This window comes from Acinetobacter sp. CIP 102637 (genome assembly GCF_000368425.1).
Taxonomy (GTDB): Bacteria; Pseudomonadota; Gammaproteobacteria; order Pseudomonadales; family Moraxellaceae; genus Acinetobacter; species Acinetobacter parvus.
Genome location: NZ_KB849433.1, coordinates 20,926 through 47,160, shown reverse-complemented (window position 1 = coordinate 47,160; position 26,235 = coordinate 20,926). Strand labels below are relative to the sequence as shown.

Genomic DNA, 26,235 nt, shown 5'->3' with positions numbered 1-26,235 from the left:
CCTACACGTTTTTACGAATTAATTAGCCAGTTTCTGACGCTCAATAAAACGGGTTAAACGGTCAGCAATCTCAAAACTACCATGTTTAAACAAGATACGTAGACCTTGCTCGGTGGCATCAAAGATTAAACATTCAATTTTAAACTCGCCCTCTTCATCAACCAAATGCAAGGCTAAATCACGTGGATGCTGGCTAACAAAATCAAGCTGCTCAAGTTGGTGAAGTTTCAGGTACACTCCAAAGAACGTGATATCAACAATCGTGACTGACACTTCGCCATCCAGATGACGGTGGCTAAGCTTGCTTTCTGGCTGTAAAACAGGAATACGCTCTTCACCACGGCGTTCGATCTGCTTCATTTGCTCGCGCGTCATGCTAATGATGCCATCAAGGTTATCGATGGATTCACCTTTCAGGAATGTCGTAAACAGATTCATGGTTTCTTTACGGCGCTGCAGCTGTGGCACATGATCGGCATTGGCGATCAAGGCAAACTGCATGTCTTCACACTGCAAGGCAAAGTCGGCGTTTTCATGCGGCAGGGTGAAACTGTCATACTGCCCAGCAGCAACCAATGTCTTACACTGTGCGACAGGCACATCACTTAGGCGCAGTAAACGGTTGCAATTGATTTCATAGCGCTCGCGCTCAGTTGTGGTGAAATCAGCCATCTGTCTAAAAAACAGACGCTTGGCTGTGGGTGACATACGTGTCTTGTCCAGCTTGGCGTGGTTGACCAGATACAAAATAACCGCCTGCCCAAACTCCTCCATGCGGTCTTCACGCATCAGGTGTAGTGACTCCTCAAGCAGCATGCGCCAGCTTTTACGGGTCTTTTGCATCACACCCATCAGCACCATACGGTCCACCAGTTCTGGACGTTGATATGCAAATGAAGAAGCGACCACTGAACCCAATGACATTCCCATCACTGAAACCTTGTCGATTCCAACAATATCAAGCCATTGACCCAGCATTTTTGATAAATCAGGCAATTCCAGCACTGCTGCGGATTCACCAGTATCCACATTGCGAATCTGTTGATTTGCGCCCATTGAAGGTAAATCAATCAAAATGACAGGACCACTCTCAAAGAGTTGCTCAACACAATACTTATAAGAGTTAAAGTTCTGAAATGCGCCTCCGACAATTACAATTGGCGTGTTGTAGATCGTTTTGGGATCAGCAATTGCCATATATTCAATTTTCCAACCATCTATCCATGTAGTACGCGCTGGTTGTTTAAAACTGTTTTTATTGTAAATGTCGAAAAAACCAAACCCAGTGTAGGTGTGGTTTAAATCCGAGTCCATTTGGATAATGGAATTCATATCCTTCCTCCATCCTTGTTTATTTTTTTGATGCAAGAGTCTCATTTTTTACGATTTCAACTTGCAAGTTAACAAATTTACAAAATTTGTATTACATTTGTCCTATACATTTTCATTCTATACAAATGCATGTTTTATACGCAACGATTTCCTTAACCATTTATCTTGTTTAGTTCAACAATCTTTTGCAAAATATGTAGTCATGTCTTTAAATTCAACAGATTCATTGCATTTCAGCAAAAACACCCACGCAACATAACAGTTTACAATTTGTGAATTAGTCAGTTCAGGCTATTCATTGTTCCGCATTTGACTGTTACTATCTTTATAAATACATGCAATCATCAAAATGCTATGCAAGACTCTATTCAAACTTATATGCAACAGGTCGGGATACAGGCGCGTAAAGCGTCTCGTGTTTTAGTCAGTGCATCGACACATTTGAAAAATCATGCCTTGTCTGCAATTTATACTGCCCTGGAAAATAATCAGGCACAAATTTTAGCAGCCAATCAAATTGATATGGAAAATGGCCGTCAACGCCAACTGGACAGTGCCCTGCTTGACCGTCTGGAACTGACCCCTGCCCGTTTCAAGGGCATGCTACAGGGCTTGAAAGATGTCATCGCATTGGTTGACCCGATTGGCGAAATCACTGACATGACCTACCGTCCGTCTGGTATCCAGTTGGGTAAAATGCGCGTGCCGCTTGGCGTGATTGGAATGATTTATGAGTCACGTCCCAATGTGACGCTTGAGGCGGCATCGCTGGCGCTAAAATCAGGTAACGCGATTATCTTGCGTGGGGGTTCTGAGGCGCTGGAATCGAACAAGGCAATTGCAGCCGCCATTCAACATGGCCTACAGGTTTCAGGCCTGCCTGAACATGCCGTGCAGGTGATTGACACATCTGACCGTGCTGCTGTTGGACATCTGATCACCATGACTGAATATGTTGACGTGATTGTGCCACGTGGTGGAAAAAGCCTGATTGAACGCATCAGCAATGAAGCGCGTATTCCTGTGATCAAGCATCTGGATGGCAATTGCCATATCTTTGTTGAGGCACAGGCTGACCTGCAAAAAGCCTTGCCAATCGCATTGAATGCAAAAACACACCGTTATGGAGTGTGTAATGCCATGGAAAGCCTCTTGGTTGATGAAACGATTGCTGAAGAATTCCTGCCCCGCATTGCTGAACTTTATGCGGAAAAACAGGTTGAGCTTCGTGGCTGTCCAGAAACCCAGCGTATTCTGGGTGAATCTGTCAAAACTGCGACCGAGGAAGACTGGTATACAGAGTATCTGGGGCCGATCCTTGCAGTTAAGGTGGTGAGTGGCCTGGATGAAGCAATCGAACATATTAATAAATATGGCTCACATCATACCGATGCAATTATTACCGAAAACTTTAGTCTGGCGCGTGAGTTTCTGGCGCGTGTTGACTCCAGCTCAGTGATGATTAATGCCTCAACCCGTTTTGCCGATGGCTTTGAATATGGTCTCGGTGCAGAAATCGGGATTTCAACCGATAAAATCCATGCCCGCGGTCCAGTCGGTCTGGAAGGCCTGACTTCACATAAATGGATTGTTTTTGGTGACGGGCAGATTCGCCAGTAACTGGTTCTATTGGTTTGCTTTTTGGCACGATAAAGCTCATTTATTTGATCTTTATCGTGTTTTTACATATTTTCATACAAAAAACTGTAGCAAAACGAACAGATCACCCAAAATAATCTTTTATTTACACACTATACTGAAATATAAATTTGTTTCACTTATAAATCAGTCGTATAGGCTAAAGTCTATTTTCGTCAATACGGCTTCCCATGTTAAAACATTGCGCTTGATTCTACTGCTCCATGCATTGCAGCAAAATCAAAAGTATTCGTTTATAAAATTAAAACCTGTTAGGTGTTCAAACGTGGCTATATCTGTACTTGTAATTAACTGTGGTTCATCATCCATCAAATATGCACTGATCTCGGAACGCCGTGAAGATCGTATCTATGGTTTGGCAGAAAATTTAGGTTCTGCTGATGCACGTATTAAAGGGATAACAGTGGGTGGCGAACCATTGGAACTTTCAATCCCTCATGCAGATCATGCTAAAGCGCTCGAAACCCTTTTAGCTCGTTTAGCAAATTACAATCCTCAGGCGATTGGTCATCGAGTAGTACACGGTGGAAACTTAACCAAAGCTGAACTTTTAACACCAGAGATTGTAAAACGTATTGAAGCAGCGACACCGCTTGCGCCATTGCATAATCCTGCTCATTTAATTGGGATTGAAGCAACCATGCGCTTATTTCCTGAATTACCTCAAGTTGCAGTTTTCGATACAGCGTTCCATCAAACGATGCCTGAACGTGCATACCGCTATGCCCTACCGCAAAACTTATATACAGAACATCAAGTTCGTCGTTATGGTTTCCACGGCACAAGTCATGCTTATGTGACTGAACGTGCGAGCGAATTGGCAGGAGCAAAAAATCAAGGTGGTTGGCTCAGTGCTCATTTGGGTAATGGCAGTTCAACCTGTGCTGTTTGGAATGGTGAAAGTTTAGACACGTCGATGGGGATGACCCCACTTGAAGGTGTGGTCATGGGTACGCGTAGCGGTGATGTTGATCCAAGCCTGCATTTATTCCTAGCAAACAATCTGGGTTGGGACATTCAAAAAATCGACAACATGCTCAACAAGGAAAGTGGTCTACTCGGTCTGTCAGGTTTATCCAATGATATGCGCACACTGGTGGAAGCCTCTGAAAAAGGTCATGAGGATGCCACCCTTGCCATCGAAGTATTCTGTTATCGTCTGGCAAAATCATTATCTGCCTTAAGTTGTGGCCTGCCTCATTTAGATGGATTGGTGTTCACTGGCGGCATTGGTGAAAATTCTGCCTATGTGCGTGAAAAAACGCTCGCTTACCTGCCTCATTTTGGCCTGCAATTCAGCAAGGAAAATAATGATACTTTGACTCGTGGCACAGAGGGACGCATTGATGGAGGAACTGGTCCACAAATCTGGGTGATTCCAACTGATGAAGAAGGTCGTATCGCCAAAGAGACCCGTCAGGTGCTTGCACAAATAGCTTAAACAATCATATTTAGATAATAGCAAGGTCATTATGAATACAATTTTACTGATTCCTACAGGTGAGGGTGTTGGTTTAACCTCTGCCTGTTTAGGCATGATTTACGCACTGGACTGTAAAGGAATTAATGCGGGGTTCCTCAAGCCATTTTCACAAATTGCAGATACGACGGTTGACCGCACTACCACCCTATATCGTCATCTATTCCATCGTCGTTCGGTTGAACCGATTACTTATGAAAGATTGACTCAACTGATTGCATTAGGTGAGACAGATGAACTGCTTGAAGAGGCGGTTGCATTGCATCGCCAGATTGCGGTTGATCATGATGTAATTATTGTCGAGGGTCTTGTTCCAAATGGACAAGACCATTTTGCCAGTGAAATCAATGCTGCGCTTGCGCAGGCGCTGGATGCCCAGGTGGTTTTGGTCAGTACCGCCGATCTTGCTGATCCACGCAAGACAGCAGAAAAAGTCGATGCCCATCTACGTCAGTTTGGCGGCGCAGCCTCACCCCGCACTACAGGGGTTCTGTTCATGCGAACCAAGGGGCTTCCAGACGGCACGGCTGAAATTCCTGTCACACTTGACCCAAGCCTACGTCTGGACCAGCAAATTGCCGAATTTTCATTAGAGCTGCAACGCTATAACCGCTTTATGGGAACAGATGAATTGCCAATTATCGGTCTGGTTCCATTCAGCAATATCCTGAGTGTGCCACGTAGTTTGGATATTGCAGCAATTGTTGAGGGGACATGGCTGCATCAGGGCGAAGCAAAACAGCGCCGTATTTTACATACCAGCCTGATTGCCTCAAATATTGAATCTGAACTGCACAAGTTTATTGCGGGTGAGCTGATCATCAGTGCCTCACAGCGTACCGACACCCTGCTTGCAGCCAGTCTCGCCAGTAGCAATGGTACACCATTGGCAGGATTGGTTTTAACTGAACAGGCGCCACCCTCAGACAATGTTTTAGAGTTTTGCCAAAGTGCAATTAAGCAAGGTTTGCCAATTCTGCATACTTCACTTGATACACTTGAAACAGCACAACGCTTAAATCGTTTTGGCAATGAAATTCCAATTGATGATATTGAACGCGCGGAGCAGGTTACCCGTTTTGTTTCAAGTCATATTGACAATAACTGGCTGGATCAACATACCCAGAACAACCTACATCCTCGCCTCTCTCCATCAGCTTTCCGTTATGAGCTGGTACAGAAAGCGATTGCAGCGAAAAAACGTATTGTACTCCCAGAGGGTGATGAACCACGTACTGTACAGGCTGCCGTGATTTGCCAGACACGTGGCATTGCCCAATGTATCCTTTTGGCAAAACCAGAGTCTGTTGCCGAGGTTGCCAAGGCACGTGGGATTCAGCTCCCTGCTGATCTACAGATTATTGACCCAGACACTATCCGTGATCAATATATCGAGCCAATGGTTGAGTTACGCAGAGGCAAGCTGGATGCGTTGCAAGCCAAAGCACAATTGCAAGATACTGTTGTACTTGGCACCATGATGTTGGCCTTGGATCAGGTGGATGGTCTGGTTTCGGGAGCGATTCATACCACAGCCAATACGGTGCGACCTGCATTTCAACTCATTAAGACCGCACCGAATTACTCACTGGTATCATCGATTTTCTTTATGCTATTGCCTGATGAAGTGTGTGTCTATGGTGACTGTGCGATCAACCCTGATCCAAATGCGGAACAGCTTGCCGAAATTGCGATTCAATCCGCAGACTCAGCCAAAGCCTTTGGTCTTGACCCACGCATCGCCATGATCAGTTATTCAACAGGGACATCTGGTACAGGTGCAGATGTTGAGAAAGTCGCTGAAGCAACCAAAATTGCACAACAACGCCGTCCAGATTTATTGATTGATGGCCCGTTGCAATACGATGCAGCTTCGGTTGAAAGTGTTGGCCGCCAGAAAGCACCTGACTCGCAAGTTGCAGGTCGTGCCAATGTGTTTATTTTCCCTGACCTAAATACAGGGAACACCACCTATAAAGCAGTACAGCGTGCTGCCAATGTCGTTAGTGTTGGCCCAATGCTGCAAGGTTTGAACAAGCCAGTGAACGACTTGTCTCGCGGTGCTTTGGTCGATGATATTGTGTTTACCATTGCATTGACGGCAATTCAGGCAAAACAGCAAGATTAAACAACTTGCGATAACTATCTGCTTTACATAAAAATGTTTAAGCAGATAAGTTTTACCCGTTGAATCAAATCTTTTTGTTTTGAATAAAGTACTCATAGTACCATGAGTCATCATAAGTTTTTTGTATAGACATTTGCCTTACTTTTGACTGGGCAAAAGTAACAAAACCCCTCTGTTAGACTGATGGTACATCCCTGTAAACCACAGTCTAACAAGGTAGCATCCATGCCACCTATCACGAGAGCAAATGCTCATGAAGTAAAATAAGAAGAATCGAGACCTCTTGTATATCAAACAAGCGGGACCACCTCTTTTCAAGCAATCCATGCACATGCCACCGCATCAATATGTGATGCAACGCCGACTTGAGCTGTCTCATCAGGCACTAGAGTTGACCACAGCAAATTTGACCGAAATTACTACAAATTACGGTTTCAGTTCAAGCAGCCATTTTAGCCATCGCTTTAAAAAGCATTTTGGCTACTCCCCCTCCCAGATGCGAAAAAACTAGAAACCTCAACGCCTCTATTGCTAGTTTAGACCTTTGGCCAAATGTGCGCTAAAACTCCCACAATGATAACTTTTTGTCATATAATTTAGCCCGCCAGCTAATCGCCCGCTCAAGAGAAATTTGATATGACAACGATCATCAAACAAGATGACTTGATTACATCAATCAAGGATGCCCTGCAGTTTATTTCCTACTATCACCCACAGGACTTCATCCAAGCGATGAGCCGTGCCTATGACCGTGAAGAAAACAAAGCTGCAAAAGATGCAATTGCCCAAATCCTGATCAACTCACGTATGTGTGCTGAAGGTCATCGACCAATCTGTCAAGATACAGGGATCGTCAACGTTTTCCTTGAAGTCGGCTTAGATGTTAAATTTGATTTAACCATGAGCTTAGACGATGCAGTGAACGAAGGTGTACGCCAAGGTTACTTAGAAAACTCAAACGTACTTCGTGCTTCAGTGCTTGCTGATCCAGCTTTTGGTCGTAAAAACACCAAAGACAATACACCTGCTGTCATCCACTACAAACTCGTACCTGGTAATAAAGTTGATATTACCGTTGCGGCTAAAGGTGGCGGTTCAGAAAATAAATCCAAGCTTGCGATGCTAAACCCATCTGATTCAATCGTAGATTGGGTACTTAAAACTGTACCAACGATGGGTGCAGGCTGGTGTCCACCAGGTATGCTCGGTATTGGTATCGGTGGTACTGCTGAAAAAGCCATGATGCTTGCAAAAGAAGCACTCATGGAAGAAATCAACATGGACGAATTACTTCGTCGTGGCCCACAAAGCAAAATGGAAGAACTCCGTATCGAGATCTTCGAGAAAGTGAATGCGCTGGGTATTGGTGCACAAGGTCTTGGTGGTTTAACCACAGTGCTTGATATTAAAATCAAGGATTACCCATGCCACGCAGCAGGTAAGCCAGTCGGTATGATTCCGAACTGTGCTGCGACTCGTCACGCACATTTCCAGTTAGATGGTACAGGTGTTGCGCATATTCAGGCACCTAAACTTGAAGACTACCCTGCTGTAACTTGGGATTCATCTCAATCAAAACGTGTGAATCTTGATACCATTACACAAGAAGAAATGAACTCTTGGAAACCAGGCGATACTTTACTTCTTAACGGTACAATTTATACAGGTCGTGATGCTGCACATAAGCGCATGGTCGACATGTTAAATAATGGTGAAGAACTTCCAGTCGACCTCAAAGGTAAATTCATTTACTACGTTGGTCCTGTTGATCCTGTTCGTGATGAAGTCGTTGGTCCTGCTGGTCCTACAACTGCAACGCGTATGGATAAATTTACGCGTCAAGTTCTAGAAGCGACTGGTTTATTCGGTATGATTGGTAAAGCAGAACGTGGCCCTGCTGCAATCGAAGCGATCAAAGATAATCAAGCAACTTACTTAATGGCCGTTGGTGGTGCAGCTTACCTCGTGTCTAAAGCAGTTCGTGAGGCTGAAGTCGTTGCTTTTGCAGACTTAGGTATGGAAGCCATCTACAAGTTTGTGGTTGAAGATATGCCTGTTTCTGTTGCAGTTGATGTCAATGGTACGTCTATCCACGCGACTGCACCAAAAATCTGGCAAGCGAAGATTGGTAAAATTCCAGTGGTTGATGCTGCTCAATAACGCCTTTATCAGAAAAATAGCCGAATCATTGTATTCGGCTATTTTTTTGCCCAGTGCTTCTGTTAGATTATAAAAAACAAAACAACAATAAGGACAAAAACATGAATAGAAATATATCGAGCGTGCTGGTTGGTTTATGCCTGATCAGCACCATGCAAAGTGTCTTTGCCACACCAGCACGAACCCAGTCTGTAAAAGAGCTGATCAAACTGAGTGAGTTTGAAAATATCCTATATACCTCTTTGGATGAAATGCAGCCGACATTGGATTCAGAAGCTGAAAACATCCTGCTAAGGGTATTAAACAAGGATAAATTAACCACCACACAGGAACAGCTGGCTGTACTCGAACTCAGCCAATTGTTGAAAGACACCAGTTCAAAAGTGTTTGCCCGACCCGAAACCTTACAGGCCATAGAAAAAATTTATGCCGAGACATTAAGTGAGGAAGAAGTGCAGGCTTATTTAAAATTCCTAAAAACGCCTGAGGGTAGATCCATTAATCAAAAAACATTGAAAATCAGCACCAATGTTTTTCAGTATATGAGTCATTTGAGCCAGCAAAGCCTGAATGATCCAGAGCAAAGCTCACAACTAAAGGAACAGTTCCTAACCATCATCAAACCACTGGTTCAACCTGAATAGTCCCTGTTCTGTGTCAGTTTACCAGGTTAAGGGATTCCAGATTTTAAATGGCTTGACCAAAAGTACTTCAGACTTTTCATCATATTTAACGGGCTTGAGCTCCTGAGGCTTGGCACGAACCTCTCCCGATTCATCCTGTGCAACAAAGTTGTAGCTCGAAGATTTTAAACGGGTAAACGCGATTTCCTGACGGGCGACCTTGTCAGGCATCACCATCCACGGACCCGTATGCTCACTGCGGGAAATCTTGTTTTCCTCATCATATTTGATGAAATAGGTTTGCGCGGCATCCACTGTCAGGTCCAGATATTTCGGTTTCTGGAAATGTAATCCTGCCAAAGGACGGCTTGCACTGAAACGATAAGTTCCCGCAGGGAGTTCAACCCAGTAATAATGATTATGTAACAGGCTTGGAATACGATGACCATTGATAAACAGGTTGACCGCCGCAATTTCCTGACGGTTCCAGCGCGAATCTGGTCGATACAGATACACAACAGCCGCCTGTTCATTTTGTGGTTTAACTGGTGTGAAGTATTGACCCAACTTTTGATTGACCCAACCGCCTACAGTGAAGCCACCCATATGGTATTGATCAAACAAGCCTGGTTCTTTTTCAGTATCCACTGGTGGTAGCGTTGCAGTCAGTGCTGCTGGTTTTTCCTCAACGGCCTTGTGGCTTTGACAGCCAGCCAATACCCCAGCACAACATAATGACAATATTAAATAACGCATGACATCCCTCAAGGCGTTTTCTTGAATTTATTGTTAACAGCGCAAAACTATGCGGATTTTCCAATTTTTAAGATTAACACCTCACTGACCAATTGCAAATAAAAAAAGCATGAAAAGCTAAACCTTTCATGCTTTTTTAGATGAGTGATAAACCGTTGCAGTTAGGCCGATTTGGAATCAATCACTTTCAGGTCTTTTTTTTCCACCAGTTCAGGCGTGGTCACCTGCGGCAAACGCTCAGCCTTATAGGTTGGTTTTGCGGTGCCATTGATCACGGCTTCATCCACAATCACTGTACCAACATCTGTACGGCTTGGTAAATCGTACATGGTTTCAAGCAAAACATTTTCCAGAATTGAACGTAGACCACGTGCACCCGTATTGCGTTCCAGCGCTTTCTTCGCCACCGCACGCAATGCAGACTCATCAAACACCAGATCCACATCTTCCATTGTGAACAGGTATTGATATTGGCGTGTCAATGCATTCTTCGGTTCTGTCAGAATCTGCATCAGCGCTTCTTCATCCAGCTCCTCCAAAGTGGCAATCACAGGCAAACGGCCAATGAATTCAGGAATCAAGCCAAACTTGACTAGATCAGTTGCCTCAACCTGACGGAACAATTCAGAGATTTTCTTACGATCATCCTTATTCTTCACATCAGCGGTAAAGCCAATCCCGCCCTTTTCCTGACGTTGCTGGACAATTTTTTCCAGACCAGAGAATGCGCCACCACAAATAAACAGAATATTTGAGGTATCAATCTGGATAAATTCCTGTTGAGGATGCTTACGTCCACCTTGAGGTGGAATTGAGGCAACAGTACCCTCAATCATTTTCAACAGTGCCTGCTGTACACCCTCACCCGAAACATCACGGGTAATGGATGGATTTTCAGACTTACGGGTGATCTTGTCGATCTCATCAATATAGATAATGCCTTTCTGCGCTTTTTCTACATCGTAGTCCGCTTTCTGCAATAGCTTCTGCACGATGTTTTCAACATCTTCACCCACATAACCTGCTTCAGTGAGTGTGGTTGCATCTGCCATGGCAAATGGAACATCCAGCAAGCGGGCAAGTGTTTGCGCCAGCAAAGTTTTACCTGAACCTGTTGGTCCAATCAGTAAAATATTACTTTTTGCGATTTCAACATCCTGATGTTTATGGTGGGATTGCCCAACTTTCAACCGTTTGTAGTGGTTATACACAGCAACAGACAGGGTTTTTTTCGCAATATCCTGTCCAATGACATATTGGTCAAGGGCAGCACGTATTTCATGTGGCTTAGGCAATGCCTTGCTTGCCCAATCCCCCGCTTCAACCTGTTGGCTGGTTTGTACCAGATCCAAGCAGACATCCACACACTCATTACAAATATATGCGTCCTCACCTGCAATCAATTTTCCAACTTCCGATTGCGTCTTACCACAAAATGAACAATGTTTTTGTCCTTGAGGATGTTCGGACATATTTACTCCACAACTTAAATCTTAAACCTAGTTTTCAAAAATCAAGGACGCTTGCTCAGGACCTGATCAACCAAACCATATTCTTTTGCCGCCTGTGCAGTCATAAAGTTGTCACGGTCTGTATCACGTGCGACAGTTTCATAGTTCTGACCACTATGCTCAGCCATCAAACGGTTTAAACGCTCTTTGATAAAGAGAATCTCACGTGCGTGAATTTCAATGTCAGAAGCCTGACCACGGAAACCACCCAACGGCTGGTGAATCATGACACGGGCATTCTCAAGACAATAACGCTTGCCTTTGGCACCCGCATTCAACAGAAATGCACCCATTGACGCTGCTTGTCCCATACAGTAAGTCACGACATCTGGTTTGATAAACTGCATGGTGTCATAAATCGCCATACCCGCAGTTACGGAACCGCCTGGTGAGTTAATATAAAGATGAATATCTTTCTCTGGATTCTCAGCTTCCAGAAACAACATCTGCGCCACGATTAAGTTGGCCATGTTGTCTTCAACTTCACCTGTTAAAAAAATCACACGCTCACGTAACAGGCGTGAAAAAATATCAAAAGAACGCTCGCCACGGGATGACTGTTCAACGACGACAGGAACTAAAGCACTTTCAATTGTTGGAACATACATAGGTTTATTTATTCCTAAATTATTCTGACTCGATCTATGCCAACAATATGAGGGATAATCAATGAAATTGCAAAAGGTTCAACCTGAAATATTCGATTATTTATGGCAAAACCGAGTCATTTTTCGACAAATTAACACTTTCATAACATGCATAAAAAAAGGCGCATCAAGCGCCTTTCTTCTAAACTTTTAAAAGATTAGCCACGGCGTGCCTGTTGCTCTTTTAACAAGTCTTCATAACTTACATTTACATCACTTACTTTAGCAGAAGCCAGGATGTGGTCAACAACCTGATCTTCCAGCACAACAGCTTCAATTTGAGCGCGTTGCTGCTTGTCATTTTTGAAGTATTCAACCACTTCTGCTGGGTCTTCATAAGAAGAAGCCATATCGTCGATATAAGCATCAACACGTGCCTGGTCAACTTCAAGTTTAGCATCAGCCAATACTTTGCTCACCAACACACCAAGTTTCACTGATTTTTCAGCTTGCTCCTTGAACAATTCATCTGGAAGCATGCTGCTGTCAAATGCGCCAGCGCCCTGACCACCAAACTGTTGCGTGAACTGCTGAATCATTTGTTGACGTTGACGGTCAATTTCTTGAGCAACCATTGACGCTGGGACTTCGATTTCGTTTGCAGCGACAAGGGCATCAAATGCAGCTTGTTTAACTTGGTTACGAAGACCGTTACGAACTTCACGTTCCATATTTTTACGAACGTCAGCCTTTAATTTGTCCAAGCCTTCTTCTTCAGTTAAACCAAAGATTTTTAAGAATTCAGCATCAATTTCTGGAAGTTTTTGTTTTTCAACAAGTTTCACAGTGATTTTAAACTGAGCTGCTTTACCCGCCAAGTTTTCAGCTTGATAGTCTTCTGGGAAAGTCACATCAATCACTTTCTCTTCGCCTTTCTTCATGCCGATGATGCCGTCTTCAAAGCCAGGAATCATGCGACCTGAACCAAGAACCAGTTTAAAGTCTTCAGCCGCACCGCCCTCGAACTTTTCACCATCAATAGTGCCTTCGAAGTCGAAAGTCACTTGCATGTCTTTTTTCGCCATGCCCTTGGTTTCAGCCCATGAAGCACGTTGCTTTTGCAAGTTCTCAATCATGGTATCAACGTCTTTGTCGTTGATTTCTGAAGCCTTGCGCTCAACTTCCAGGTCTGCAAAAGCTTTCACTTCCACTTCTGGATAAACTTCAACAGTTGCTTCATACACTAAAGCGCCATCTTTGTTTTCAACTTTCTCAATGTTCGGCATACCTACCGCATTGATTTTTTCTTGTTGAATTGCTTCGAACACAGTGTCGCGAATGATTTCATTCACCACTTCCTGATAAATGCCCGCACCATATTCACGGCGAACAACATTTAAAGGCACTTTACCTGGACGGAAGCCGTTGATCTTCACAGTTTTGGCAGTGCGTTTTAAGCGAGCTTCAAATTGCTCGTTAACACGGCTCGTCGGTACAGAAACATTTAAACGACGGGCAACGCCCGAAACCGCTTCAGTCGTTACTTGCATGGCTTCCTCGATATATAGTTAGTAGTAACAATTTTTAAAGTGCCACATTATATGACATCTTTATAGATATACAAAACAGATATTCAAAAAGCCAGCGAGATTCTCTATCCGTGCAGGTGAATCCCCTCATCAAATCAAGGTTTCCCTATCAATGTTTTGGTGATGCTTTTACACAATTTTTTAATAAGTGAATTTAGGCTTATAACTAACTATCGACTCATGAGGAACATAGATCTTGCAAACTCTTTCGCCCTAATCCTTACAGAAATAATACTTTATATACATAATCTAAATTACAAATAAAAAAATAAGATTAATCGTTTTTACAATTAACAAGAATAATCAAACATTTAAATTGTAAAAATATATTTAATCATTTATTTTTCCATTTTTTATGAATTTAGAATAGGAAAAACCAATCAAAAGTAAATGCATATATAAACAAGAATGATTATCCTTTGCATGTACTTTATTTAGCTTTTGGATTTTCCAACTTATGTCTTTCATTAAATCTCGTAAAAAAATTGTGAGTACGGCAATTCTCTCAACTATGTCAGCAATGGCATATGCAGATAATACAGCTGCACAACTTGAAACCATTCATGTAAAAGCGGAACAAGAACAAGGTTTCAAAGTAGACCAATCGGCAAATAGCAAATACGTTGCACCCTTGCTGGATACGCCAAAATCAGTTTCTATTATTTCAAAACAATTAATTGAAGATACTCAAGTTACGACATTAAGTGATGCCCTACGTACAGTCCCAGGGATTACGCTTGGTGCAGGTGAAGGCGGCAATCCAAATGGCGATCGCCCATTTATTCGTGGTTATAACTCTGAAAGCTCAATGTATGTCGATGGCGTCCGTAGTGCAACTTCACAAAACCGTGAAATGTTTGCCGTTGAACAAGTCGAAGTGACGAAAGGTTCTGCTTCTACATTAGGCGGTGCAGGCGGTACTGGTGGAAGCATTAACCTCATTTCTAAAGTAGCTAAAGCAGGCGACTCTATTGAAGGTTCGGTGGCTGGTGGTACAGATAACTATGCACGTATTACCTTAGATGGCAATAAAGATTTCGGACATGGTATTGCTGGCCGTGTTGTGGTGATGGGACACCAAAATGAAAAAGCAGGTCAGCATGATGGTGCAGAATATAAACGTGCAGGGATTGCGCCAAGTATTAGCTTCGGTTTAGATAGCGCAACACGTGGAACGCTGAGCTATTATTATTTAAAAACCGATGATACTCCTGATTCAGGCGTACCTTACCAGTATGATGCCACTAAAAAATCAACCTTTGGTAAACCAGTTGATGTGAAACAAGGCATTTACTATGGCTGGAAAGAGCGTGATTTCCAAAAACAGGAAAATCAGATTGCAACACTTAAACTCGAACATGATCTGAATGATAATCTAACGCTCAGCAATACAGCCGTGTATAGTAAATCAAAAAATGATTACTTATGGACTCAACCCGATGACAGCCAAGGCAACATTGTCAATGGTAAAGTTTGGCGTCGTGTGAATACCAACCTGACAAATACCGACAGCTTTACCGATCAATTGGCATTAACAGGTAAATTCAATACAGGTTTCCTGAAGCATAAATTCAATATTGGTGCTGAATATAGTAAGCAAGACTCAGATCGTGGCACTAACATTGTGACTGATCCTAATACCTCAAAAATTGCAGGTAGTGGTGCCAACAATGCTTGTACGCTTACCTATTCAAATGGCTGGTGTACTGACCTCAACAATCCGAATCCAAATGACGCATGGTTGGGTCAAGTACAAGCAAATCCAAACGTCACTAATATTACCTCTAAAACCCAGTCAATTTATGCCTTAAATAACATTGAAATCACACCACAATGGTTATTGGATTTAGGTGTTCGCTGGGACAAATTTGACACTGATATCAATTACAATAAAGATTCAGGATCAATCAAGGCTGGAACTCAATACAGCTCAAGCAATGACTTCTTTAACTATCAGGCAGGTGTCACTTTTAAACCTGTAGAAAATGGTTCAATTTACTTAAGCTATGCAACCGCAGCGAACCCTGTCGGTGTTGACGCAGGCGATGGTTCAGAAGGGATTAGCGTTCCAGGTCGTAGTACAACTGATCAACAGGCACGTGCGATTAATAACTTAAAGCCAGAAGAAGTCAAAACTTATGAGTTAGGAACGAAATGGGATCTGTTACAAGATCGCCTGAACCTAACTGCTGCTGTGTTCCGTACTGAAAAAACCAATACACGTGCATTAGATACGGATGGTTTCACAAGAAATATTGGTAAAACTCGTGTTGATGGTATCGAACTGGGTGCAAATGGTAAAATGACTGATAAATGGGCAGTATCGGTTGGCTATACCTATTTAGACAGTGAAATCGTAGATGCTGGCTTCGTTAAAGATAGTAATGGTAACTATGTGGCAAACCCAACGAATGGTAATCAAGTTCAAAACGTTGCGAAGAACTCAGCAACTTTATGGACTACCTACCAAGTTTTACCACAAATCACTGTAGGTGGCGGTGCAACGTATATGGATAAAGTGTATGGCAATGCTGCAAATACACTCTATGTCCCAAGCTATGTTCGTTACGATGCAATGGCACGTTATAACGTGAATAAAAACGTTGATTTACAGTTAAATGTCAATAACTTGTCAGACAAGCGTTATTTCACTAAAGCCTATGCTGCTCACTATGCAGCAGAAGCCGAAGGTCGCAGTGCAGTGCTTTCTGTTAATTTTAAATACTAAGCCTGAAATCCCATAAAAAAATTATGGGTTTTTCTTGAAATAGCCTCTACAATGGGGCTATTTTCATCTTGATTATCTTTTCATAGCAGAGTTGCCCGATGATTCACCATATTCCAAACGTCCTCACCAAAGAACAGGTTCAATACTTTAGAGCTGAAATGGATCAAGTGACATGGACCAATGGCAAAGTCACCGCAGGAACACTCTCCGCAACCGTCAAACATAATCAGCAACTCCCAGAAGACCTACCGCTGACGCAACATCTCAGCAATATCATTCTGGAATCTTTAGGACAACATCCGTTATTTTTATCTGCGGCTGTTCCACTCGATATTATTCCACCCTTATTCAACCGTTATGAACAACAGGAGTCTTTTGGCTTTCATGTTGATAACTCAATCCGACGTATTCGTGGCAGCAACGAACGTTTACGCACCGATTTATCCTGTACCGTATTTTTAAGTGAACCTGAAGAATATATCGGTGGTGAATTAGTCATTGAAGATACCTACGGCTACCACGAAGTGAAATTACCCGCAGGTGATATGGTGCTCTACCCTTCGACCAGTTTGCATGAAGTTACGGCGGTGACCGAAGGCTGTCGTGTTGCATCATTTTTTTGGGTACAAAGCATGATTCGGGATGATGCTGAACGTGATATGTTATTTAAGCTCGACCAAAGCGTGCAAAACTTAAGAATGCAGTTGGGCGATACCCATCAGGAAGTCATCAAGCTGACCAATTTGTATCACAACTTAATGCGGAAATGGGCTGAATTATAGACTTCTTTCATAAATTCCTTTTATTTATCCCGATGAGGAAAAATAAAGACAGCTTAAACAATGATGAAAGAGTCTTATCATTTAAATAGATCGTATTTATTTCTGCAACACACACTATTCATTTTTTAATTCCCAAAAATCTTGTCATTAATGAAAAATATTTTCCTATTTTATCCAAATACTGCAAAAAATAGGAAAATATTTCGCATGAATTGTCATTAAAATAAATTATCGTTCTTTGCAGAGCAGACTATTTTCGCCTAGACTGTTCGGCATTATGCAAAGAAACCGAATCACAAATATGAATGGCAGATGATGAATACAAACGACCGTGTTACCTACTCGTCTAACCTGAAACCTCACGTTGCATCGCTGATGCTGCGCCTCGCGCGCATATAAATTTTCCTGTCTAGTTTTAGGCACTTAAAACATATTCTCTTTAAATTAATTGTTATAGACACCATATATATTCGTAGCACGTTGCATTTATTTTGAAGCAGCAACCATGCTACAACAAGGAGTTATCTCATGATGTTGGCTGACCCAAGCAAGAAATACCGCCGTATGTATCAGCGTGTGGATTTACCAGATCGCCAATGGCCGAACAATGAAATCAATCAGGCGCCAATCTGGATGAGTACCGATCTTCGTGATGGTAACCAGGCCATTTTTGAACCGATGAACATGGATCAAAAATTAAAAATGTTCCATATGTTGGTCAAAATTGGTTTTAAACATATTGAAATTGGTTTTCCATCGGCTTCACAAATTGACTTTGACTTTACTCGTAAGTTAATTGAAGAAAATTTGATTCCTGATGATGTGTATATTGAAGTGTTGGTACAGGCCCGTGACCATTTGATCGAACGTACCTTTGAGTCTTTGGTCGGTGCAAAACGTGCGATTGTGCATATCTACAACTCAAACTCTCCGACTTTCCGTAAGAAAGTATTGAATGTAGATGCAAACGGCGCAAAGCAACTTGCAATTAATGCAGCAAATAAAGTCAAAGAATACGCAGCACAATACCCTGCAACTGAATGGATTTTCCAATATAGTCCAGAGTGTTTTTCTGCAACAGAATTGGAAGTTGCCAAAGATGTCTGTGATGCGGTCACGGAAATTTGGGAAGCGTCTCCAACCAATAAAGTGATCTTAAACTTGCCTGCAACGGTTGAAGTTTCAACACCAAATGTCTATGCCGATCAAATCGAATGGATGCACCGTAACTTGGCGCGTCGTGATGGCGTGATTATCTCAGTTCACTGTCACAATGACCGTGGTTGTGGTATCGCTGCCTCAGAATTGGCGATTATGGCGGGTGCTGATCGTGTTGAAGGTTGCGTGTTTGGTAATGGTGAACGTACAGGTAACGTCGATGTTGCTGCGATAGCGTTGAACATGTATACCCAAGGTGTCGCACCAAACTTGGATTTCTCCAATATCAATGAAATCATTGCAACAGTTGAAGAATGTACAGGTTTACCTGTGCACCCACGTCATCCATATGCAGGTGATTTAGTCTTTACCGCATTCTCTGGTTCGCATCAGGATGCGATTAAAAAAGGCTTCGAATTCCAGAAAAATGAAGAGATCTGGGATATGCCATACTTGCCAATCGATCCTAAAGATTTAGGTCGTGATTATGATGCGGTGATTCGTGTCAATAGCCAATCTGGTAAAGGTGGTATTGCCTATTTGTTAGAGTCAAACTACAACGTTGCTTTACCACGCCGAGTACAAATCGAGTTCAGCCAAATCGTACAGCAACATACTGATGAAAACGGTACAGAAATCAGTGCACATGAAATTTGGACCTTATTCCAGAACACTTATGTGGATGTGAAAAATCGTCATTACCAAACCAAGCATTATCAATTGTCTGACATCAATGGTACACAAATCATTGAATTAGATATTGAAATTGATGGTGAAGTACAACGTTTACGCGGTGAAGGTAATGGCCCAATTTCGGCAATGCTCGATGCGTTACAATTGCCAATTGATGTTGTAAATTATGAAGAACGCAGCATCGGTTCAGGTGCAAATGCTAAAGCACTTGCCTTAATTGAACTTCAGGTCAAAGGCACAGGTAAGAGCGCATTTGGTGCAGGTGTACATGACAACATTGTCACCTCATCCATTGAAGCGATTATTGCATGTACCAATCGTTTAATTGAACAAGGCGTACTTACAACTGAGCAAGTTGCTGCTGCGGCAGTTTAAGCAAAGCTGAGTTGTAATATCAGAAAAAATGACTTTTGAAAGGATACCTGAATTGGTATCCTTTTATTATTGATCAAAGATTTATACAAGGCGAATCATTCCAGTGTCTTTTCCATCGGATTCAGTGGGTTTAGTCACACCACAAAAATTTCAATTTGAGCAACCATTAGAGCTTGAATGTGGGCGTATCCTGCCACGTTTTGATTTGATGGTTGAAACCTATGGAACACTTAATGCAGATAAATCCAATGCAATCTTAATTTGCCATGCATTATCTGGGCATCATCATGCTGCGGGTTATCATCATGCAGATGATAAAAAAGCAGGTTGGTGGGATAGCTGTATTGGTCCCGGCAAAGCGATTGATACCAATCATTTTTTTATTGTTTCTTTAAATAATATTGGTGGTTGTAATGGTTCAACAGGCCCAACATCGCCAAACCCTGAAAATGAAAATCGTCCTTATGGTCCAGATTTTCCATTAGTCACTGTGCGTGACTGGGTCAAAACCCAAGCCATGCTATCTGATCGCCTCGGAATTGATGTTTGGTTTGCCGTGATTGGTGGTTCGTTAGGTGGCATGCAAGCACTACAATGGTCATTGGACTATGCTGATCGTTTAAAAAAATGTGTCATTATTGCCAGTGCACCAAAATTATCGGCACAAAATATTGCCTTTAATGAAGTTGCTCGCCAATCAATTCTGTCTGATCCAGATTTCCATCATGGGCGTTACTTGGAACATGACAGTTATCCAAAACGTGGGTTAATTTTGGCACGTATGGTCGGTCATATTACGTATTTGTCTGAAGAAGCCATGAAACAGAAATTTGGTCGTGATTTGAAATCTGGCAAATTTATGTACGGCTTTGATGTCGAATTCCAAGTTGAAAGTTATTTACGTTATCAAGGCGAACAATTTAGTCGCAATTTTGATGCAAATACTTACTTGATTATGACCAAGGCCTTGGATTATTTTGATCCATCTCGTGAGTATGAACATTCCTTGACTAAAGCAATGAGCAAGCCTAAATGCAAATTCTTGGTGATTTCATTTACGACTGACTGGCGTTTCAGCCCAAGTCGTTCACAAGAATTAGTTGATGCTCTAATTGATAATCATAAGCCCGTCAGTTACTTAGATATTGATGCAGAACAAGGTCATGATTCGTTCTTGTTCCCTATCCCACTCTATGTGAAAACATTAAGAGCCTTTTTAGGTGGAGCGCAACAGTTGCAATCGACCCGTTTGGAGAATATCTAATGCGTATAGATCAACGACTGGCTGAAAGATGGATTAAACCTGATTCCAACGTACTGGATTTAGGCTGTGGTGATGGTGAATTACTGGCGCATATGAGCAAACAGCACAATATTCGTGCTTACGGCTTAGAAATCGATCAAGAAAAGATTGCAATTGCCATCAGTCGAGGGTTAAATATTATCCAACAGGATTTAAACTTGGGTTTAAGCCGTTTTGCCGACCAGTCGTTTGACTCTGTGGTTATGGCACAAGCTTTGCAAGCTGTAGATGCGCCCGATGTATTACTTCGTGATATGGTGCGTGTCGGAAAACAGGCAATTATTACTTTTCCAAACTTTGCGTATTGGAAGACTCGTTCTTTTCTTGCATTGAAAGGGAAAATGCCTGTCTCGGAAGCTTTACCCTATATGTGGTATAACACTCCGAATATTCATTTATGTACTTTCCGTGACTTTGAAGCCCTATGTGCTGAGAATCGGATTAAAATTATTAATCGACTTGCCGTCAATGGTGACCAACAAGGTAGTATGCTCAGTAAGCATATGCCGAACCTATTTGGTGAAGTCGCAATTTATCGAGTGAGCGCTCTATGAAAAAGACATTTATCAGCACATTTTTATTTGGTCTGATCAGTATACAAGCGCACGCTGACTATGTTGCTCAACCACAATCAGTTGCAACACAGGCAGCGCGATATTCAGTGATGGGTATCAGTGAATTACAAAGCGCAGCAAAATCTGGTCAAGCTGGGGCACAATTTTATCTAGCAACACGTTACCAGTTTGGTAAAGAAGTGGCTAAAGATGAAAAACAAGCTTTCACTTTATTCAAGGCAGCAGCAGATCAAGGTTTATCTGCTGCACAGTTAAATGTCGGTCGTATGTATGCAGATGGCATCGGTACGAAGAAAGATGAAGCTTTGGCGCGTAAATATTTCGAGAAAGCTGCGAGTAATGGCGATAACCGTGCCAGCTTCAATCTTGCAATGATGGAAGAGCAAAAGAAAAATTTTGTTGGTGCTTATCAATGGTATGAATTATCTACCCGTGATGGCATGCTGGATACTAAAGTCATCAGCCTATCTGAAGGGAAGAAAACCGCGTTGGCTGCTAACTTGACTCAAGATCAGATTCGTACTGCACGTGACCGTGCTGATAAATGGATTCAAGCGCAATAATCTTGCTTAGATCTATTGAGTAATATAAAAAACCGACTTGTAAGAGTCGGTTTTTTATTGGTTTTATTCCAAATTGATTTAAATGTAGTTCAATTTCTACTTTTACAAAAAGATCTTAAGCTGCTATTTATCTTAAATTGTTCATTTTTTAGTACTCATGTCTCAGATATGTGCGGAACTCACCCAAGATCAATCACATCGTCCGATCTTGGAATATGCACTCCAGTATATTGATGCGACCCTCCCTCGTGTTGCCATTGATTGTGGATGTGGCGCAGGCAATGAAGCAGCCTTCTTACTCAAACATGACTATCGGGTTTATGCCTTTGATCCCTCTGAAGCAGCACAACGGGCATGTCAGTATCGATTTAAAAATCATCCTAAATTCTTTTTCTCAAATCATGTTTTTGAGAATTATCCGTTTCCATCAGCCAGTATTATCATTGCCCTATTCAGTCTGTTCTTTTGCGCCCCTAGCCAAATTGATCATGTACTCGCAAAGATGAAACATGCCTTGCCGCAAGGCGGGATTTTATTAATACAACTTTTAGGTCAAAATGATGCTTGGTTATTACAACAGCCTCAGACCATGCAAGGATTTAATCGCCAGCAAATTAAACAACTGTTCATTGAAGATTATGAAATTTTATTGAATCAAGAAACCAGAACAGAACATCCAAATGCTCACGGAAAAATTAAATTCTGGAATTTCCACACACTGATTTTGAAAAAACTTTAGCATGAAATTTTCTTTTACCGTTACACCCTATTCAGATGGAATTTATGCTGGTCTTAACATGCAGATCATTCCCTATGATTTGCAACAAAATCCAAATTGTGATCATTCAATTGTCATTGATGAAATCGCATTTTCTTTAGTAGAGCACTTATTTTTAAGGGATAAAAAGCCTTGGTCACACTGGGGAAATACATATCTTGATGCAGGAGAAATAGCGCAAGTTATTGCAAAACTTGATACATATAAAGTTTACTTAGAAGCTAAAAAATATTTACGCTATAACGATAATGTTCGTCTTTTATTTAAACGCAGATTCAAATCCCAAGTGCAACACATTTGTAATTAGTTGAAAAAGTTAGGTGTATTCATAGAATCATTAGACTTTTTCAACTCGCAATTGGAAAGCACACAATGAAGAAATACACCCAACTTTCTCAAGATGAAAGATACGAAATTTATGCTACTTTGAAAAGTAAAAGTTCAATCGCTACCCTTGCTCGGGAGTTAGGACGTTCACGATCAACCATCTACCGTGAATTAAAAAGAAATACTGGGCAACGTGGATATAGAGCTCAACAGGCAGCTAAATTTGCAAGTCAAAGACGGTACCGTCCTTCATCATCAATGACAGCATTTGCCTTCGCTTATATTGATTATTTGATTGGTTTGGACTGGTCACCCGAACAAATTTCAGGTGCTTTAACACAACGCGGTTGGCTGGATGTACCTTCACATGAGTGGATTTACCAGTACATTTATCAAGATAAATCAAAAGGTGGTAAACTTCATCTACACTTAAGGCATCAGAAGAAATATCGAAAACGCGGTTACAAAAACACGGATCGTAGGGGTCAAATCATTGATAAAACAAGTATTCACTGCCGAGACCAGGTCATTGATCAACGACAACGTTTAGGAGATTTCGAAGGTGACACGGTGATTGGTAAACATCATAAAGGTGCTTTATTGACTCTCGTTGATCGAAAGAGCCTGTATGTACATATTGTTCATTTAGGGCCAACGAGAGCATCCTCTCAAACGATTACTTGTGCACTAGATCGTTTACAAATGAGCCATGCTTATAGTGTGACATTTGATAATGGCAAAGAATTTTCCGAACACAAAAGAATTACTGATGCTGGCATAGAGACGTATTTTGCTGATCCTTACAAGTCTATTCAGCGAGCTAGAAATGAAAATACGAATGGTTTAATCCGTCAATATCTGCCAAAATCATCATCGTTTGATGACGTGTCAAAGGAACAAATAGAGCAGATAGAATTTGCACTCAACCATCGTCCTAGAAAAACCCTAGGTTGGTATACACCGAGTGAAGTTATGGCTGGTTTTTATACTGTTGCACTTGCCGCTTGAATCCGCCAAACAAGAAACAAAATTTTTTAAGAAAAAATATCCAAAATATAAAGTGGAAGTGATCAAAATGATGGATGATCTTATACGTTTCTTAAGCAAACTATTAGAACAAGATGTTGATGGACTTACTATTATCGGTGTTTAATCATAAAGATATACAACCGACTTAGACCACCAAATCGAGTACAATTCATCTGATTTAAAATATTGAGATTTTCAGCATGTCTACCCAAGCATGGCTCAACCAAGGCAGCCTTGTCCTTGCAAGCAATAACAAAGGTAAAGTTGTTGAATTTGAACATCTGTTTCAACAACTGAATCTTCCTGTCGAGATTATTCCGCAAGGCAAACTCGATATTGAAGATGCGATTGAAGATGGTCTTAGCTTTGTTGAAAATGCCATTATCAAAGCACGTCATGCATCTAAACTTTCAGGTAAACCTGCACTGGCAGATGATTCTGGACTATGTGTCCCGATCTTAGGTGGCGCACCTGGGATTTACTCAGCACGTTATGCAGGCGAACATGGCAATGATGCTGCCAATAACCAAAAACTGTTGGCTGATCTTGCACCTTTGCGTAAAGAAGGCGAAACCATTGAAGGCATGTTTGTTTGTGTCTTGGCATTGGTCACCCATGCAGAAGATCCACTCCCACAAATTTTCCAAGGCATTTGGAAAGGTGAGATTTTAGCCGCCGCACGTGGTGAAAACGGTTTTGGTTATGATCCTTTATTTTGGCTACCAGAACTCAATGTTTCGAGTGCTGAACTCAGCAAAGCTGAGAAAAATAAGATCAGTCATCGCGGCCAAGCGATGCAGCTGTTTAAAGCCAGTTTGGTTTAAAACCCTAAAGTGCTCTCCTATATGAGGGCACTTTTTATATGCAGCAATAGACCATAGATCACAATCACCATACAGCTTACGATGGTTCCTGCAGCAATATAGCGAGCTGAAATGCCCGTACCTTGGTAATGCGTTTCCAAAGCAACAATATTAGCGGCAGGCGGCAGACAAAATAAAAAGAACAGCACAGGTATCAAGAATTTAATCTGTGGAATCTCAATGCAATAATAAGTCACGCTACAAATGACCAGACCACACAATAATTTCAGCATCAGTGTGCGCGTATTTAGCCATAAGTCAGCCCGATGCACCCGTGTATATCTGAGCCACATCCCTAAAATACACATCCCTGCAAAACTCATCCCAAATTTGGCAACATCATACAGCCCTTCTAGAACAAGATTCCCCTGTAAACGTTGAATACCACATAGCCATAAAATCAATGCTGCAAACAAGGCCAAGACTGGCGGTGATTGTAAAACTTTCTGGAAAATCACTGAGGCGTTTGATGATTCTTTTGAAACTGCAGTCACTGCCCAAATATTGCCAAATAAAGATCCGCCAATATACAGTGCAATCATCGCTGCACTGACTTGCTCGCCAAATAAGGCTATGGCGAATGGAAAACCAAGCCAACCAATATTGCTATAACTAAAACAAAGTGCCTGCAAACGGTCTTTAGAGAAATAGGCAAATAAGTAAAACAGCAAGATCGATGAAATGAAACTAAATAGAATAAGTGCAAAGCTACCTGCCTGATAGAACACCATATTGTAAATAATCACTACAGGAATAAATAACCGCGCCAATAAAGCAGATAAGATTTTTTTGGTCTGTTCTGAGACTTTGAATTGAGCGATCAAAAGCCCGAAAACAAAGGCGCCTATTGGGAGGATAAAGGTCATGTCAATCTAGTTTTTATCACTTATTTATACGCTGCTTATGCTAGCACTATTTGCAGGAAAACAGCTGCTTTGTCTTAAAACTGCAATATAAGTGTCACATCTTTGTCATGGCCAACTGTTGAGATATAGCAAAGTTTTATAGGAATAGAAGAATGGCTGGCTTATCAATTTGGCATGTACTAATTTTTGCAATTGTCGTAATTTTACTTTTCGGCACATCTAAGCTTAAAAACTTAGGTAAAGATGTCGGTGGTGCAGTAAAAGACTTCAAAAAATCAATGAAAGAAGAAGAAACAGCTGCTCCTTTAAATGAACCTCGCACCATTGATGCTCAAGTTAAAAATACTGAAAACTCAGTAAAAGGCTAAGC

At 41.8% G+C, this 26,235-nt stretch carries 21 protein-coding genes and 2 pseudogenes; 17 read left to right on the top strand and 6 right to left on the bottom strand.

The features are described from left to right. Positions 1-18: 18 nt before the first annotated feature. Positions 19-1,332, bottom strand: a complete 1,314-nt coding sequence (locus F967_RS00210; protein WP_004683212.1) for an alpha/beta fold hydrolase — start codon at positions 1,330-1,332, stop codon at positions 19-21. Positions 1,333-1,686: 354 nt separating this feature from the next. Between F967_RS00210 and F967_RS00205 the strand changes: the two genes are divergently transcribed. From F967_RS00205 to F967_RS00185, 6 genes and pseudogenes are all read left to right on the top strand, one after another. Continuing rightward, a complete protein-coding gene (locus F967_RS00205; protein ID WP_004797357.1) occupies positions 1,687-2,952 on the top strand; it encodes a glutamate-5-semialdehyde dehydrogenase in 1,266 nt (421 codons plus the stop codon). Positions 2,953-3,256: 304 nt separating this feature from the next. Next, a complete protein-coding gene (locus F967_RS00200) occupies positions 3,257-4,432 on the top strand; it encodes an acetate/propionate family kinase (protein WP_004678490.1) in 1,176 nt (391 codons plus the stop codon). Positions 4,433-4,463: 31 nt separating this feature from the next. Next, positions 4,464-6,599: a phosphate acetyltransferase gene (gene pta / locus F967_RS00195; RefSeq protein WP_004678491.1), complete on the top strand. Its 2,136-nt coding sequence runs from the start codon at positions 4,464-4,466 to the stop codon at positions 6,597-6,599. Positions 6,600-6,909: 310 nt separating this feature from the next. Then, positions 6,910-7,110 (top strand): annotated as a pseudogene (locus F967_RS13390) (helix-turn-helix domain-containing protein); the annotation flags it as partial. Positions 7,111-7,235: 125 nt separating this feature from the next. Further along, entirely contained in the window at positions 7,236-8,759 is a 1,524-nt protein-coding gene (locus tag F967_RS00190) for a fumarate hydratase (protein ID WP_004797356.1), read from the top strand. A 101-nt stretch (positions 8,760-8,860) separates the two neighbouring features. Next, entirely contained in the window at positions 8,861-9,403 is a 543-nt protein-coding gene (locus F967_RS00185) for a DUF2059 domain-containing protein (RefSeq protein ID WP_004678494.1), read from the top strand. A gap of 18 nt (positions 9,404-9,421) precedes the next feature. Here the strand turns inward: F967_RS00185 and F967_RS00180 are convergent, their stop codons facing one another. From F967_RS00180 to tig, 4 genes are all read right to left on the bottom strand, one after another. Next, positions 9,422-10,138 carry a DUF2846 domain-containing protein gene (locus tag F967_RS00180; RefSeq protein ID WP_004797353.1) on the bottom strand — a complete coding sequence of 239 codons (717 nt, stop codon included), beginning with the start codon at positions 10,136-10,138 and terminating at the stop codon, positions 9,422-9,424. A 161-nt stretch (positions 10,139-10,299) separates the two neighbouring features. Continuing rightward, complete coding sequence (gene clpX, locus F967_RS00175; RefSeq protein ID WP_004683218.1) at positions 10,300-11,610, bottom strand: ATP-dependent Clp protease ATP-binding subunit ClpX; 1,311 nt, start codon at positions 11,608-11,610, stop codon at positions 10,300-10,302. A gap of 41 nt (positions 11,611-11,651) precedes the next feature. Then, positions 11,652-12,257, bottom strand: a complete 606-nt coding sequence (gene clpP, locus F967_RS00170) for an ATP-dependent Clp endopeptidase proteolytic subunit ClpP (RefSeq protein ID WP_004760698.1) — start codon at positions 12,255-12,257, stop codon at positions 11,652-11,654. Between the two features lie 197 nt (positions 12,258-12,454). Next, a complete protein-coding gene (gene tig, locus F967_RS00165; RefSeq protein ID WP_004797350.1) occupies positions 12,455-13,786 on the bottom strand; it encodes a trigger factor in 1,332 nt (443 codons plus the stop codon). A gap of 496 nt (positions 13,787-14,282) precedes the next feature. Here tig and F967_RS00160 point away from each other — a divergent pair, with 496 nt between their 5' ends. The 10 genes and pseudogenes from F967_RS00160 to rdgB all read left to right on the top strand — a co-directional run bounded on the left by F967_RS00160 (position 14,283) and on the right by rdgB (position 24,960). Next, positions 14,283-16,553, top strand: coding sequence for a TonB-dependent receptor (locus tag F967_RS00160; RefSeq protein ID WP_004797349.1), 2,271 nt, complete (start codon positions 14,283-14,285; stop codon positions 16,551-16,553). 98 nt (positions 16,554-16,651) lie between these two features. Next, the gene (locus F967_RS00155) at positions 16,652-17,335 is read left to right on the top strand and encodes a Fe2+-dependent dioxygenase (RefSeq protein ID WP_004797347.1); all 684 of its coding nucleotides are present in this window, start codon (positions 16,652-16,654) and stop codon (positions 17,333-17,335) included. Between the two features lie 528 nt (positions 17,336-17,863). Then, positions 17,864-19,561: a 2-isopropylmalate synthase gene (gene leuA, locus F967_RS00150; RefSeq protein ID WP_004797345.1), complete on the top strand. Its 1,698-nt coding sequence runs from the start codon at positions 17,864-17,866 to the stop codon at positions 19,559-19,561. Positions 19,562-19,664: 103 nt separating this feature from the next. After that, positions 19,665-20,825, top strand: coding sequence for a homoserine O-succinyltransferase MetX (gene metX / locus F967_RS00145; protein WP_004797344.1), 1,161 nt, complete (start codon positions 19,665-19,667; stop codon positions 20,823-20,825). Beyond that, on the top strand, positions 20,825-21,418 hold the full coding sequence (gene metW, locus F967_RS00140) for a methionine biosynthesis protein MetW (protein WP_004678509.1): 594 nt from the start codon (positions 20,825-20,827) through the stop codon (positions 21,416-21,418). Before metX ends, metW begins: the two co-directional genes overlap by 1 nt. Then, positions 21,415-22,002, top strand: coding sequence for a tetratricopeptide repeat protein (locus F967_RS00135; RefSeq protein WP_004757129.1), 588 nt, complete (start codon positions 21,415-21,417; stop codon positions 22,000-22,002). Before metW ends, F967_RS00135 begins: the two co-directional genes overlap by 4 nt. Positions 22,003-22,159: 157 nt before the next feature. Further along, complete coding sequence (locus tag F967_RS00130; RefSeq protein WP_004757128.1) at positions 22,160-22,741, top strand: class I SAM-dependent methyltransferase; 582 nt, start codon at positions 22,160-22,162, stop codon at positions 22,739-22,741. A gap of 1 nt (position 22,742) precedes the next feature. Beyond that, positions 22,743-23,060: pseudogene (locus F967_RS00125) on the top strand (hypothetical protein); the annotation flags it as partial. 92 nt (positions 23,061-23,152) lie between these two features. Beyond that, entirely contained in the window at positions 23,153-24,115 is a 963-nt protein-coding gene (locus F967_RS00120) for an IS30 family transposase (RefSeq protein WP_004682288.1), read from the top strand. 221 nt (positions 24,116-24,336) lie between these two features. Continuing rightward, positions 24,337-24,960, top strand: coding sequence for an RdgB/HAM1 family non-canonical purine NTP pyrophosphatase (rdgB, locus tag F967_RS00115; protein WP_004757126.1), 624 nt, complete (start codon positions 24,337-24,339; stop codon positions 24,958-24,960). A gap of 17 nt (positions 24,961-24,977) precedes the next feature. Here rdgB and F967_RS00110 read toward each other — a convergent pair whose 3' ends face one another. Further along, positions 24,978-25,865 carry an AEC family transporter gene (locus tag F967_RS00110; RefSeq protein ID WP_004757124.1) on the bottom strand — a complete coding sequence of 296 codons (888 nt, stop codon included), beginning with the start codon at positions 25,863-25,865 and terminating at the stop codon, positions 24,978-24,980. 152 nt (positions 25,866-26,017) lie between these two features. Between F967_RS00110 and tatA the strand changes: the two genes are divergently transcribed. Beyond that, positions 26,018-26,233, top strand: coding sequence for a Sec-independent protein translocase subunit TatA (tatA, locus tag F967_RS00105; protein ID WP_004757122.1), 216 nt, complete (start codon positions 26,018-26,020; stop codon positions 26,231-26,233). The last annotated feature ends 2 nt before the right edge of the window (positions 26,234-26,235 follow it).

What these genes read in the sequence shown, in the direction of transcription:
- F967_RS00210 (WP_004683212.1), bottom strand. Translation starts at nt 1,332, where the DNA reads ATGAATTCCATTATCCAAATGGACTCGGATTTAAACCACACCTACACT.
- F967_RS00205 (WP_004797357.1), top strand. Translation starts at nt 1,687, where the DNA reads ATGCAAGACTCTATTCAAACTTATATGCAACAGGTCGGGATACAGGCG.
- pta (WP_004678491.1), top strand. Translation starts at nt 4,464, where the DNA reads ATGAATACAATTTTACTGATTCCTACAGGTGAGGGTGTTGGTTTAACC.
- F967_RS00190 (WP_004797356.1), top strand. Translation starts at nt 7,236, where the DNA reads ATGACAACGATCATCAAACAAGATGACTTGATTACATCAATCAAGGAT.
- F967_RS00185 (WP_004678494.1), top strand. Translation starts at nt 8,861, where the DNA reads ATGAATAGAAATATATCGAGCGTGCTGGTTGGTTTATGCCTGATCAGC.
- F967_RS00180 (WP_004797353.1), bottom strand. Translation starts at nt 10,138, where the DNA reads ATGCGTTATTTAATATTGTCATTATGTTGTGCTGGGGTATTGGCTGGC.
- clpX (WP_004683218.1), bottom strand. Translation starts at nt 11,610, where the DNA reads ATGTCCGAACATCCTCAAGGACAAAAACATTGTTCATTTTGTGGTAAG.
- clpP (WP_004760698.1), bottom strand. Translation starts at nt 12,257, where the DNA reads ATGTATGTTCCAACAATTGAAAGTGCTTTAGTTCCTGTCGTCGTTGAA.
- tig (WP_004797350.1), bottom strand. Translation starts at nt 13,786, where the DNA reads ATGCAAGTAACGACTGAAGCGGTTTCGGGCGTTGCCCGTCGTTTAAAT.
- F967_RS00160 (WP_004797349.1), top strand. Translation starts at nt 14,283, where the DNA reads ATGTCTTTCATTAAATCTCGTAAAAAAATTGTGAGTACGGCAATTCTC.
- F967_RS00155 (WP_004797347.1), top strand. Translation starts at nt 16,652, where the DNA reads ATGATTCACCATATTCCAAACGTCCTCACCAAAGAACAGGTTCAATAC.
- leuA (WP_004797345.1), top strand. Translation starts at nt 17,864, where the DNA reads ATGATGTTGGCTGACCCAAGCAAGAAATACCGCCGTATGTATCAGCGT.
- metW (WP_004678509.1), top strand. Translation starts at nt 20,825, where the DNA reads ATGCGTATAGATCAACGACTGGCTGAAAGATGGATTAAACCTGATTCC.
- F967_RS00135 (WP_004757129.1), top strand. Translation starts at nt 21,415, where the DNA reads ATGAAAAAGACATTTATCAGCACATTTTTATTTGGTCTGATCAGTATA.
- F967_RS00130 (WP_004757128.1), top strand. Translation starts at nt 22,160, where the DNA reads ATGTCTCAGATATGTGCGGAACTCACCCAAGATCAATCACATCGTCCG.
- F967_RS00120 (WP_004682288.1), top strand. Translation starts at nt 23,153, where the DNA reads ATGAAGAAATACACCCAACTTTCTCAAGATGAAAGATACGAAATTTAT.
- rdgB (WP_004757126.1), top strand. Translation starts at nt 24,337, where the DNA reads ATGTCTACCCAAGCATGGCTCAACCAAGGCAGCCTTGTCCTTGCAAGC.
- F967_RS00110 (WP_004757124.1), bottom strand. Translation starts at nt 25,865, where the DNA reads ATGACCTTTATCCTCCCAATAGGCGCCTTTGTTTTCGGGCTTTTGATC.
- tatA (WP_004757122.1), top strand. Translation starts at nt 26,018, where the DNA reads ATGGCTGGCTTATCAATTTGGCATGTACTAATTTTTGCAATTGTCGTA.